The organism is Bacillus sp. LBG-1-113 (assembly GCF_020708615.1).
Classification (GTDB): Bacteria; Bacillota; Bacilli; order Bacillales; family Bacillaceae; genus Bacillus; species Bacillus mojavensis.
Window position 1 is genome coordinate 57420 of the sequence record NZ_JAJFDG010000011.1, and the last position, 13454, is coordinate 70873.

General features: G+C 36.5%; 9 protein-coding genes and 1 pseudogene. 3 read left to right on the forward strand and 7 right to left on the reverse strand.

Going from position 1 to position 13454, the window contains the following annotated elements:
- Positions 1–673: 673 nt before the first annotated feature.
- Complete coding sequence (locus LJF29_RS19090; protein ID WP_168747024.1) at positions 674–997, forward strand: YfzA family protein; 324 nt, start codon at positions 674–676, stop codon at positions 995–997.
- A 130-nt stretch (positions 998–1127) separates the two neighbouring features.
- Here LJF29_RS19090 and LJF29_RS19095 read toward each other — a convergent pair.
- A pseudogene (locus LJF29_RS19095) lies at positions 1128–1232 on the reverse strand (hypothetical protein); the annotation flags it as partial.
- Positions 1233–1523: 291 nt separating this feature from the next.
- Here LJF29_RS19095 and LJF29_RS19100 point away from each other — a divergent pair.
- On the forward strand, positions 1524–1799 hold the full coding sequence (locus tag LJF29_RS19100) for a hypothetical protein (protein ID WP_229150140.1): 276 nt from the start codon (positions 1524–1526) through the stop codon (positions 1797–1799).
- 223 nt (positions 1800–2022) lie between these two features.
- On the opposite strand, the gene LJF29_RS19105 is transcribed toward LJF29_RS19100, so the two are convergent.
- From LJF29_RS19105 to lrpA, 4 genes are all read right to left on the reverse strand, one after another.
- Complete coding sequence (locus tag LJF29_RS19105; RefSeq protein WP_229150141.1) at positions 2023–2223, reverse strand: hypothetical protein; 201 nt, start codon at positions 2221–2223, stop codon at positions 2023–2025.
- A gap of 454 nt (positions 2224–2677) precedes the next feature.
- The gene (locus tag LJF29_RS19110; protein WP_229150142.1) at positions 2678–3988 is read right to left on the reverse strand and encodes an MFS transporter; all 1311 of its coding nucleotides are present in this window, start codon (positions 3986–3988) and stop codon (positions 2678–2680) included.
- Between the two features lie 222 nt (positions 3989–4210).
- Positions 4211–4975 carry an MBL fold metallo-hydrolase gene (locus LJF29_RS19115; protein ID WP_229150143.1) on the reverse strand — a complete coding sequence of 255 codons (765 nt, stop codon included), beginning with the start codon at positions 4973–4975 and terminating at the stop codon, positions 4211–4213.
- 353 nt (positions 4976–5328) lie between these two features.
- Complete coding sequence (lrpA, locus tag LJF29_RS19120; protein ID WP_168747021.1) at positions 5329–5739, reverse strand: transcriptional regulator LrpA; 411 nt, start codon at positions 5737–5739, stop codon at positions 5329–5331.
- 264 nt (positions 5740–6003) lie between these two features.
- Between lrpA and LJF29_RS19125 the strand changes: the two genes are divergently transcribed.
- Positions 6004–7005 carry an LLM class flavin-dependent oxidoreductase gene (locus LJF29_RS19125; protein WP_229150144.1) on the forward strand — a complete coding sequence of 334 codons (1002 nt, stop codon included), beginning with the start codon at positions 6004–6006 and terminating at the stop codon, positions 7003–7005.
- Positions 7006–7598: 593 nt separating this feature from the next.
- Here LJF29_RS19125 and LJF29_RS19130 read toward each other — a convergent pair.
- Together LJF29_RS19130 and LJF29_RS19135 are read right to left on the reverse strand one after the other, a co-directional pair.
- Positions 7599–8171, reverse strand: coding sequence for a class D sortase (locus tag LJF29_RS19130; RefSeq protein ID WP_229150145.1), 573 nt, complete (start codon positions 8169–8171; stop codon positions 7599–7601).
- A 6-nt stretch (positions 8172–8177) separates the two neighbouring features.
- Complete coding sequence (locus LJF29_RS19135; protein WP_229150146.1) at positions 8178–12923, reverse strand: isopeptide-forming domain-containing fimbrial protein; 4746 nt, start codon at positions 12921–12923, stop codon at positions 8178–8180.
- Between the last annotated feature and the right edge of the window lie 531 nt (positions 12924–13454).

The window sequence follows — 13454 nt, forward strand, 5'->3', positions numbered from 1 at the left end:
CAATTAACACCCCTATACTTCTCCACTTCTCATTATGGATTAAACGATTTAACATTCGTGACTTCTCTAAAACAATTTTTGAAACTATCATATCTATTCCATGGTAAATTTAGATATAAAATCACTGAAAGGATTGGACAATGAAGGTATTTGAAGCAAAGTCTTTGTTATCTGGAGCTGAAAACCGAGCAGATCGGAGAAAACAAAAAACTTAGCATACTAACTAATCTGCTGGCAATTACCCTTTGTCCTTTTTATTTATCTAAACACCTGTTCTAAAAAGAACCTTTCTTTTTGACTTCTTCAAGCAATTTAGATATTAATAACTCTAGTGAGGAATTAACCTCATTATCTATAAATTCCCCGTCTTCGTTCAATTTATTGTTTGCTCGTGAAATTAATAACGCTCCACCATTGAATACATTCACATTTAACATACTTAGATTGAGTTGTAATGCTTAATGCGCATTTTCCCCATCACATGAAGCTGTAATAACCGCTACTGGTTTCGAATAAAGCTCTGCAGACGACACCGCATTTGTTATTAAACTAAACATGCAGTTGAGTTCAATAAGAAAATAAACAATAGAAAAATATGTTAAATTTTGAAACTTGTTCTTTGATTTTCCGTATATCAATATAAAATGGTATCTAATGCAGGGAGGGATATTAGTTGGCTGAAAAGCAAAAAAGTGTTCCATTTCTGAAAAAATATTGGGTTTCTCAAATTGGTGTGTTTTTATTGTCACAGATCATTTTTATTGCATTTGAAACAACAGGATGGTTACCTAATTATAGAGAGATTGATGGAACACTATTTGGGAGAATTACGGAATCGTCAATTTTTATAGAATGGTTTACTTTTTATGAAACACCACAATTAAATTTACTTACTGTCTTTTTTGGCGCCTTCTTTCTAGTGCCTGGAATAATAAGTGCATTAAAAAACGTATTTTCGCCTAGACACTATAGTAATAGCTCTAATAACCGTGATTAAAAATAAATATGGTTTATTAAAATGAATAAAGTTTGAGAAGAGTTTTACTTAGACTGTAAATCAACATTAAACTTTAACAGAACTTTTAAAAAAAGCTTAATCAAAAAGATTAAGCTTTTTTTAATTTATTTTAGTAACCTATGCCCCTTACCCTATCTGCAGCCACTTTGATCTTAGTTTTATGTTCACTTTGCAAATAGGTTATTGAAAATACGCTACTTAAAATCTCTGCTGCTCAACTTGAGCATCGAAAATAAAAAGGTACTTCAAAATAAATATTACTACCTTTTTTCAATATTTTATATGCTCTTTCTTCAAGTACCTCAATAAAATGAGAACTGTTCAAACCACTGGATATTTTTATGATATTGCACGTGTCACTGGTGGCAGGTCTGCTAAAATAACCAAAAACATTCAGAGATCCAACTTGTTTACAATCACAAACCAATTTGATCCATTACAGAGAGACTTCCTTGGAATATTATGATAGTATTATTATTAAAAATAATAATAGGAGGTGCAAAAGTTGGGATTATCTCTCTTAGGTTTTATGAGTATTATGTGTGCTTTACTTGTTAAAACTAATAAAGATAAATACATGTGGTTAGTTTTTAAGGCTGGATTTAAAAATAATTCAAAAATTGCTATTTCTTATTATTCAATTCTAGGATTATCTTTAATAATTGGTGATTTTGTTAATACCCCTTATGTTACATACTTCATATTACCTTTATTTGTTTTATTTTTCTCCTTGCTAACAATTCTCGGGCTTAACTTAAAGAAGAATAATGAGGCTTTCTAAGACAAAAAAAGGACAACATATCGTTGTCTTTTTTCATTACAAATTTCTTTTATAATATGAGCGATATTGGTTCGAGTATCTATGTCTACCAGAATTGGTTATCCTACTCGCCAGTGGTGCCATGTCTATTAAAATAGCCAGTATTTGATCCTTTAATAGCTCCATATTATCTATAGTTTTACAAACAATTTAATCTTTCAAACTGTATTATTATCTGTCTCTCCTACTTATTTTTAATATCATGATATACTCTCTCAAAAGTCTCGATTGGCAACGAAAACTTAGTTGTTTTCTCGTTACGATAATTGATCACTATATCAATTTGATTACCTTTTTGCTCAAACTCAATAAGTGCATTCTCCCATTTATCTCTGATTGATATTAAACGATTTCCATTTTTCTTTTCCTTATAAATGTAATCCATTTTAACTCTCCTTTCATAATCAATAACAAAACTTCATGTTTTATTAAGAGTCTACGTTATCAATCAACAAAAGGTTTCGAAATAAGGAAGTTCCTCAAAAAGAAGTAAATCATGACTTGTGTTTGATGACAAGTCACAGTACTCCTAAGAGGGAATTTAATAACTCTAAAGAAAAAACAAAAAAATCCAATTTGACTTGGTATTTTTTATTACTTCGAATCCCTCATTAAAGCGGATGCTTATCATCAGTTACAAAAAAACCTGTTGATATCATTCCTTACACTCATTTTCAACGTTTTATATTCGTTTTTGGGAAAAACGGGCACTTTTTTTAGACTGTAAACGAACAACTAAATAATTGTGTAGTTACACACATGCACTAATGCCCTGTCAACTCCTTACTATAAGAAATAAAAAAAGGAGGTTCCGTTGCCGCCTTAGCAAATTATATAACTTATGCTTTTACCTGATTCCCTTTAAAATACCAAATAACTACAGGAACAAGTAACAATGACAAAACGGCTCCAGAAATTGATAATATTGTATAACTAGAATGTGCGACAACCATTCCTGACAAGGCTCCACCTGCTGCTCCTGATAGTGCTACTAAAACATCGAATGTTCCTTGTGTTTTTGCTCGTAGAGATGGATGTGTTGAATCTATAATGAGGGCAGTTCCCGTTAGTAAACCAAAGTTCCAACCTACCCCTAGTAATACTAGTGCTAGGATTAGTAATGATAATGAGTCTGCCGGTGCAATAGCTGCCACCAATCCAGCGGCAAGAAGTGTAGCACCTGAAGCAATAGCCATAGTAGTGCGACCATACTTATCTACTAATAAACCAGTCAATGGTGAAGGAAGATACATCGCTGCAATATGGAGCCCTATCACTAAACCCACTTCGCTTAAACCATGACCGTGATGACCCATGTGAACTGGTGTCATTGTCATAATCGCTGTCATGATTAGTTGAGCTAAAATCATAATTACAGCTCCTACCATTATTCCTTTTTTGTTTATGGCAGGATTTTTTAGACTTCCTCCTATTTGTACTTTATCGTCTTTTTTCTCAGCATTCGCAATAGCTGTAGATACAAACAGCGGATCTGGACGAAGAAAAATGAAGAGAATAAATCCAGCAATTATAAAAGCTGCTCCTGACATGATAAACGGACCAGCTAAATTGGGAACACCAATTGAATCTGCAAATTCTCCCATCGTATTAACTAAGTTAGGGCCCACTACAGCTCCTAAAGTAGTAGAAACCAAGGCCATGCTTGCAGCAGTTGCCCGTTGCTTCTCATTTGCAAGGTCTGTCCCAGCATACCGAACTTGAAGATTAGAAGCCATACCTGCTCCATAAATAAGAAGGGAAACAAATAATAGGGCAACGCTGTTGATTAAAGCCGCAATTATAACACCTATAGCGCCTAATCCACCTATAAGGAAACCACCTGCAAGTCCAGCTCTACGGCCAAAACGTTGTGAGGATGCTCCTATAAGTAGGGCAGCTACGGCAGATCCAAAAGTAAAGAGGGCAGTTGGAATTCCTGCTACATTTTCCGATCCTATCATATCTTGTGCAAGAAGCGCCCCAACTGTTATCCCAGCACCAAGTCCTGCTCCCCCAAATATTTGTGAAAAAATCAAGATTTTTAATGTTTTTTTATAAAGTTGGTTTTGTTTTTCTGGTGAATCAATATAATCTTGTAACCAAACAGGCTGCTGTGTTGATATATTTGTATCTTTTTTTGTCATTACCATGAATTCTACCTCCTAACGACAAATCTTTGTTGCTTTCAAGTTTTTTTGTCATCATTGGAACATTCCATTTTTGTTATTCCGTATATTTTGCATTTTCGATATATTTAAAATTTAATTAATTCATTATGAGAAGAAGCTCATGATTATTTTTTATAATGATGAGCTTCTTCTATTTCTTATTTTTAAATATGAACAAGACAATATTATTTTTCGGTATTTATATTAAAATGTGTAAGACTCGCCATCTTCTGGTACTAAAATATGTCTTGAGAATCCTTTTTCTTTACTAAAGTTTTTTAATTCTTCTCTAGATAGTGTCCAATGGTTAACAGCTTCCATATGAACAGATATAATCTTAGCATGAGGAGCAGCCTTGTGAACTTCATAGATGTCTTCTTTACCCATGATGAGTGAACCTAAATCTAATCTTTGATTGTCTCCCCCATTAACCACAATGATTTCTGGTTGATGTGTATGAATCTCGTCTTCGATAGCATCATACCAAACTGTATCCCCAGCTACATATAAAACTTTTTCACTTGGGTGCTTGAATACTATTCCACAAACTTCACCCATTAAGTTTAATAACTCTTCTCCTCTGCCATGTTCACCTTTTGTTTTTACTAATTGGATCCCTTCAAAAACAGTGTCTTGTTGCAGTACTTCTACATTTTTGAAACCACTTGCTTTTACTTCTTTTGCATCTGCTTCATTTTGAACAAACATTTTGATGTTTTTTGGCAATACGTTTTTTGCCACATCATCAAAGTGATCTAGGTGTAGATGAGTAACAATTACTGCATCTACGCCATCCAGAATGTTATCAATTGATGTTGGCAAACTCACCAAAGGATTAAATAAATCTTGTCTGATAGTTTCAGGAAAAGTAGCGTACGTACCTTTCTCTGCTAACATAGGATCTATTAAAAATTTTTTATTTGCGTAATTTACAACAATTGTTGCATTTCGAATTTGTGTAATATTCATATTTACAACTCACTTTCTTTTTTATTTGTCTTACTTCGACAGAGTTAAGTGTATACTATCAGCAGTGTTCAAATACATAGATAAAAAAAAGTGTTTTAACTCTTTGACTTTATTTTCGAAAGGAATTAACGTTCAACTAGATCAAACAGATAAAAAATTGTAGTGAAAGTAAGTCATAATAGCCAAATTACAATGAAGATCAGGGAGAGAGTACACTTAACATAGCCAGCAGCTGCAGTTCCATATGTATAAAAAAAGCCCTAGCTTGGTAAGTTTCATATCCAAACTAGGGCTTTTTTAGAGCAGATATATATCATGTTATATGACCACACATCTCCGTTTTATAAAGGTAACTATTTACCAATAACAATCGACACTTTATAGTTTGCATGTTTGTTTAAGTCATTTAAAAATTGATCTAATACCTCGTTTGAAGGAAATTTACATTCAAGCAAATAGCAACCGTCTCCACTAACTTTATAATTGTTTATTACAAAGTTACCTTGTGTTTCTATAAAGGCTAAATAGGGTTGATGATGGATTTTTTCGATATAAATATTAAGAAAAGCATGTACAGAGAAGCCTAATTTCACTTGATTCACTTCAATACTGCATCCTTTTATTATGTCATTGTCTAATAACTTTACTACTCTTGATGCGGCTGCTGGTGCAGTGAGATGTACTTTTTCCCCTAATTTTTTCATTGTAATGCGACTATTTTTAGACAGTTCATCAAGTATTTTTTTATCTATTTCATCAATCATTTTCTTGTATCCTTTCTGAAAAAATAAGATGTATTTTACATAGTTTGTTCGCTGTACAATTTGTTTATGTTTGCTTAAAACTTTAAAAATAAAGTGATATTGTGAAATCACTTTATTTTCCCTATGTATTGATCGATTGAGAAAGTATATATTTATTTGCGTACAAATCAAAAGAGGAATGTACACCATTTAATATGAGACATTTATTTAAAATGGTTTTTTCCATTGATTTTGTATAAGTTCATTATAATTAGAGGTGAAATTATGAAGAAATTTGATATATCTGTTTTATCAGTTGCTCCATTAAGACAAGGAGAAACAATGAAACAAGGGATTGATTCTGCAGTGTCATTAGCTAAAGCTGTAGATCATATGGGCTATAAACGGATTTGGTTTGCAGAGCACCATAATCACGACGCTTATGCAAGTGCAGCAACCGTATCAATTGTACAACATATATTAGCAAATACAAAGGACATCCGCGTAGGTTCAGGAGGCATTATGTTGCCAAATCATTCCCCATTAGTTGTAGCGGAGCAATTTGGAACACTTGAAACATTATATCCAAATCGTGTAGATTTGGCATTAGGACGCGCACCGGGAACAGATCAAAAAACGGCCGATGTGATTCGTCGTTCCAACCATAATGGCGTGTTTTTCTTTGAAAGAGAAGTAAATGATATTTTGCGTTTTGTTGGGGATAAGAGTGTGCAGGGAGAGGTTCGCGCTTATCCGGGTATTGGAACGCATGTGCCTGTTTTTGTATTAGGATCCTCAACGGATTCAGCGGAAATTGCTGCAAAGCTTGGTTTACCCTATGCATTTGGCGCTCAATTTTCACCTCATGCGATGGAAGAAGCGCTCGCTATTTATCGAGAACATTTCCAACCGTCTTCTTATTTACAAGAGCCTTATGTGATCGCTTGTATTAATGTGATTGCAGCAGAATCTATGGAAGAGGCATCTTTTATTTCTGCCAGTCATTTGCAGGTGTATATTGATATTTATACAAATAATTTAAGTAAGCTTATTCCACCCACTGAAAACTTCCTAGAATCGTTATCACAGTTTGAATTAGAAATTCTCCATCGTCGACTGGGGTATACAATCATGGGTGATCCAGACACAATTCGTCGCGAACTAATTGAATTCCAACAAATGTATCAAGCAGATGAATTAATTGTGTTGTCTAATATTTACGAATTGAGCAAGGAAATTCAGTCTTACGAGATTTTAAAACATGTTGTGGATGAGTTGTTTGAATAAAGAATGGAGCAAACTTTAGAAGTCGAGTCAGTTGTATTAGCTTATGTTCTTCAACAATCGGGCGCTGAAAAAGAAGGAAATGGTCAATGCATGTTAGTCATGTATAGTATGTACCACCCTTTATTTTTTTGAACGATTAGGACATAGTCCCGTTTCTTTTACAATGAATATTTACGGACATCTTTTTCCTAATAAATAGTAGGAAACTGCCACCGTTTGGATGTCTTACTCTTTAAGTACTGGTGAGTTGGTGAGTAAGTCTTCATCCATAGCCGTATTTTCCGCATAAAAAAATAATACCAAAGGTGGTTAAACCCTTGGTATTATTGGGATGCGGCCGAGAGGACTTGAATCTCCACGGGTTATTCACCCACTAGGCCCTCAATAAAGTGAATCTGTGTTTTCTGTTACAAAACCTTTATATATCAGTGTTTATTTATTTGGATTATGACATTTTATATTTATTTATTCATATTGAGGAGTAAAAATGGAGTAGCGTTCTTTTTAAAGAGTGACCATATCTATGAGATTAGTTAATAACACGCTTACTCATAAAAGGCTGACGAAAATGATCGTCAGCCTAATTTTTGTTCTCATATCCGTTTTCCATAAATAATATATCGTTTTGGCGCATTACCGATATATGAAAAGGGATAACAAGTAGTAAGGATAAGCTCCTCTTTATCATGCTGCAGCGTAATAATAGACTTATCTGTTTGGTCTACAATTTTTGTTTTGTCTATTTCATATGAAAAACTTCCATATGGCAGCTTAACCTTTAATTGATCACCTTTTTTCAGTTCTCCCGTTCGGCGGAAGACGGTATCCCGATGACCTGATAGAACAATCTGCCCGTTTTCATCTGGATAATAACTGCCTTTGTAGTGGCCGACTCCTTTTACCAAATCATCCGCATCGGTTCCCTCTACAATCGGAAGCTCGGCGTCGATCTTTGGAATCTCCAGAATGCCAACTGCCTCTCCGAACTTAGGCTTAAATCCTTCTTTATCTGAGCCTTCTTTTTTTCCAGAAGGGCTCTTTAGTGCAAGTTTTGCCTCATCTAAAGTTTGTTCTGTTTTATGACTGCTGTCCAACACTTCCCAGACTCCGTAACCTATAAAAGCGAGTCCGGCAATAATGATGCATATAGGAAGATATTTCTTCATACAACATCAGGCATTTCTTTTTCTTCTAAAGTACCAAAGTGCAGTTCCTGCTACTAACAATACCAAACCAACAAGGATCAGATTATACGTATTTGTCGCTGTATTTGGAAGTTCTTTTCCTGCATTTGTCTTTCCATCTGTTTTTTCTGGCGTTGGTTTGCTTGGCTTAGCAGGTTCATTTGGTTTCTCGGAACCTTTCGATACAACATTCATCTCTGCTTTCGGTTTATCAGGCTTATCAATACTGCTGCCATTTACAGTTGCCACGTTTGTAATGGTTTTGCCTTCATATCCAGACTCAATTTTCGCTTGGAATGTCACAGTATGCCATTCCGTGTCTGTAACTTCACCAAAGTTTGCTGTGATTTTGCCATCCTTGATTGTTGCTTCTCCACCATTGCTCGCTTTCAAGCTGCCTTCGACATACTTCAATCCGGCTGGAAGATCATCTGAAATCACCAGATTTTCTACTTTACCGTCGGATACTGTATTTCGGGTTTTAATGGTGTAGACTACCGTATCCCCTGCTTCATACTTTTCCTTATCTGAATCCAAGTTCTTCACTGTCTTTTCAGATTCTAAAACAGGATTTCGTGGATATACCTTCACTTCATGGCTCGGTTGGTCAGGGGTCTTGATATTGTCACTGCTGATGTTTGCAGTGTTGACGATATCTTTACCTGCTTGACCAGACTTCACTTTTGCTTCAAATGTCACAGAGTGCCATTTCGTATCGGTCACATTGCCAAACTCTCCTGACGTCTTACCGTCGGCATAATATCCATGATCATCGTCTTGATCATCACTTACTGCTGTACCATCCACTTTCAATGTTCCTGCAACATATTCTAATCCTTCCGGAAGAGAATCCGAGATGACAAGATCTTTGACAAGGCTGTCATCAACCGTGTTCCGGGTTTGGATTGTGTAAAGAAGCGTGTCGCCAGATTCCGGATGGTCCTCATCTTTATTTCCATCAGCTTTTTCCTTAATGGAGGCTGTTTTCTTTGATTCTAGTTTTGGTTCCTTAGGATCAACTTTCATGTCTGTTCCCGGTGTATCTGGTGTGTCGATATTGCCGCCGTCAACGGTTGCCACGTTTTTAATCGTTTTTTCCGCATATCCGGACTCAATTTTCGCTTGGAATGTCACACTACGCCACTCGGTATCAGTCACGTCACCAAAGTTAGCTGTGATTTTGCCGTCCTTGATGGTTGCTTCTCCACCGTTGCTCGCTTTCAAGCTGCCTTCGACATACTTTAATCCGGCTGGGAGTTTATCTGAGATGACAAGATCAGTTACTTTACTATCCGCTACTGTATTTCTTGTTTTGATCGTGTAAACAACTGTATCTCCCGCTTCATATTTCCCTTTATCTGAATCTAGATTTTTCACTGACTTTTCCGACTTCAGAACTGGATCTTTCGGAGAAACCTTGACCTCTTGGCTTGGTGTATCCGGTTTATCAGTATTATCACCGCTAATGCTCGCCGTATTGACAATTTTTTTGTCTGCTTGACCAGCTTTTACTTTCGCTTCAAATGTAACAGTATGCCATTCTGTATCAGTCACATCGCCAAACTGGCCTGATACTTTGCCGTCTGTCACATCGCCTTTATCATCATCTCGGGCATCACTGACTTCTTTATTGTCTACTTTTAGTGTGCCTGGAACATATTCTAAGCCTTCCGGCAGTTTATCTGAGATGACGAGATCAGTTACTTTACTGTCTGCTACTGTATTTCTTGTTTTGATAGTGTAAACAATCGTATCTCCTGCTTCATACTTCTCTTTATCGGAATCCAGATTCTTTGCTGTCTTCTCTGACTCTAAGACTGGATTTTTCGGGTAAACTTTGACCTCATGGCTTGGTGTATCTGGTTTATCAACATTGTCACCTGTGACGCTGGCGGTATTCACAATTTTCTGATCTCTTTGGCCAGCTTTCACTTTCACTTCAAAGGTTACAGTATGCCATTCTGTATCAGTCACATCACCAATTTGACCCGATACTTTGCCGTCTGTCATAGCGCCTTTATCATCATCTTGGGCGTCGCTGACGGCTTTATTGTCTACTTTTAGCGTTCCAGAAACATACTCTAGGCCTTCTGGAAGTTCATCTGAGATGACAAGATTTTTCACCAGACTATCCTCAATTGTGTTTCTTGTCTGGATCGTATAAAGAAGTGTATCTCCCACTTGTGTCTGATTCTCTTCTTTATTGCCCTCTGCTTTTGCTTGAATACTTGCAGTTTTCTTTGACTCTAAGGCAGGATTCCTCGGATAAACTTCAACTTCATTTTTTGGTGTATCCGGGGTGTCGACGTTGCTGCCAGTAACGCTAGCCGTATTTTGAATCGTTTCACCAGCTTGGCCAGCTTTCACTTTCGCTTCAAAGGTAACAGTATGCCATTCTGTGTCAGTCACATCACCAATTTGACCTGACACTTTGCTATCTGTCACATCACCTTTATCGTCGTCTTTGGCGTCACTGACTCCTTTATTGTCTACTTTGAGTGAGCCCGAAACGTATTCTAATCCGTCCGGAAGTTCATCTGAAATGACGAGATCTTTCAGCAGACTGTCTTCAATTGTGTTTCTCGTTTCGATTGTATAAAGAAGTGTATCTCCTACTTCTGGATGTTTCTCATCTTTATTGCCCTCTGCTTTTTCCTGAAGGCTTGCAGTTTTCTTCGATTCTACATTCGGTTTTCTTGGATAAATCTCGGTATCATTGCTCGGCTTATCTGGTGTGTCGACGTTGCTGCCAGTAACGCTAGCCGTATTTTGAATTGTTTCACCAGCTTGTCCGGCCTTTACTTTCGCTTCAAAGGTCACATTATGCCATTCAGTATCAGTCACATCACCAATTTGGCCTGACACTTTACCGTCTGTCACATCACCTTTGTCATCGTCTTTGGCGTCGCTGACTGCTGTACCGTCTACTTTCAGAGTGCCTGGAATATATTCAAGACCATCTGGTAGTGTATCCGAGATTGTAAGGTTTTTCGCCTCACTGTCTTCTTCAGTATTCCGTGTTTGGATTGTGTAAAGAAGCGTGTCTCCGACTTCTGGGTGATCCGGATATTTGTTTCCTTCCACTTTTTCCTTAATTGCTGATGTTTTCTTTGACTCTAAGGAAGGGTTCCTCGGATAAACTTTGACTTCATTACTCGGTGTATCCGGAGTCTCAATATTATCTCCTGAAATGCTTGCCTTATTGATAATATCCTTTCCTGCTTGACCAGACTTCACTTTCGCTTCAAAAGTCACATTATGCCATTCGGTATCGCTTATATTACCAATCTGTCCTGATACTTTCCCATCAGCATACTGTCCCTTGTCATCATCCTGAGCATCACTGACTGATGTGCCATCTACTTGTAAAGTACCCGGAACATATTCTAAGCCTTCTGGCACCGCATCTGAAATGGCAACGTTTTTCACCTGACTGTCTTCAATAGTATTTCGGGTCTGAATCTTGTAAGAAAGCGTATCTCCAACTTCTGGGTGATCCGTGTCTTGGTTTCCATCCGCTTTTGCCTTAATAGCAGATGTTTTCTTTGATTCAAGTACAGGATCTTTAAAAACAACCGGAGTCGTTACTTCGTTTGATTCAGTTTTTTTACTTGTATTCGTTAATAAACTGTCATAGTTTATTTGCGCTTTGTTAGAAATTTCTTTGCCGACATAACCTGTCTTAGCTTTCACTTTAAACTGTACAGTCATTCCATTAGGCAAGTTGTTCGTGTTAGGTAGATCTCCTAATGCAATATTTACTTTATTACCATCAAAATTGCCTTCATCATCATCGGATGCATCAGTTAAATTCTTTGTTGTCGAACCGTTAATTAATTTTAATGATCCAGGAACATATTCAGTTCCCTCTGGAATTGCGTCGGAAAAGCTTGCATCAGAAGCAACGTCTCCGCCTTGGTTTTTGACTTGGACTGCATATGTTAATTCATCTCCAGGATGCACCTCGCCTTGTGGAGAGACTGACTTATTTGCCGTCACACATGGTTCTGTTCCAAGGAATATATCATCCAATAAATTTCCAGCCATTGCACTACCACTCGAAGCTGTAACTGCCTCAAAACCAAATCTTGTTTTAGTTTGTCCTGCAGGCACCGTGTAAGTTCCCGTATAATAGTACCATTTATCATATGTACTACTCATTTTTTGAATAACCGGAAGTGTATCAACTGGAGTATTCACTGATCCTATTCGAATCTGCATAGTATCATAGCCAAGTTCCCCGCGATGAGCCAGTCGCCAATAGATGGTTTGTCCTGGAGTTGTATTTACATCTTGGTATAACATCGCTGGTTCATTGGCGTTTAATTCTGCGTATTGTGTCCCTTCTGCAGCAACAACAGACATTCTGTCAGTCTCAGGCCCCACCTTAAATTCGTTAGAATTTTGCATAATTTGTATCCGGTTGTCGGACGCATCTGTTTCCCAACCTGGAACTTCATTTTCGAAAAAGTACATCCAGTATGGGTCAGTTCCCGTGGAACCTTTATCCCCAACATTTCTTGCTTTAGGTTGTTCAAAGCCCCCATTGATCAATGCAACTGGGGCTGGGCAAGTATTTTCTGCAGCTTGAGTTACCTTTGTATTATCTTCAGCATGAATATGATTCGGCAAAACTGTCAACACATTGCCAGCAATCAATAACAAGACTGCAAGAATCATTAGGGTTTTCCTAAGATTCAGTATGTAAGCTTTAGGCACAAAGCCCTTTCTCATAGACTCTCACTCCCACTATTTAATTGTTTTATGAATCTACCTCCCGATAAATTTTTCATAAATCGGAATATTCGTTCTTTATATGGCCTCCTCTCGAATTAAATATATACAATTTATGAATATTTTTCAAGGTGACCAAATGTTGATATATTTGTCACAAAATAAGGGTTGATTACAAAAAACATTAAGTATTTGTCGTAATTTGTAAAGATTATTTTATACTTTTTTGTGTAAATTTGTTTAATTTCCTAGATATAAGTGATTTTTGTATATAATTATCATATAAGTCACATCGTTAGTGTTAAAAAATGGGACATTAATTTAACATCATCAATATAAAAAGATTTAATAACTCTGATGCAAAAAAAAAGAAGATACCAATATAGTTTGGTATCTTCTTTGTTAATTCGAGTCCCTCAACCTAGTAAAAACATATCATGAGTTACAAAAGCTTTTATTCAAAGCATCTGTTTATTTTATTTATACTTATTTTCATCATTTTTCATGAATTCTGGGCACAAATTGGGCACC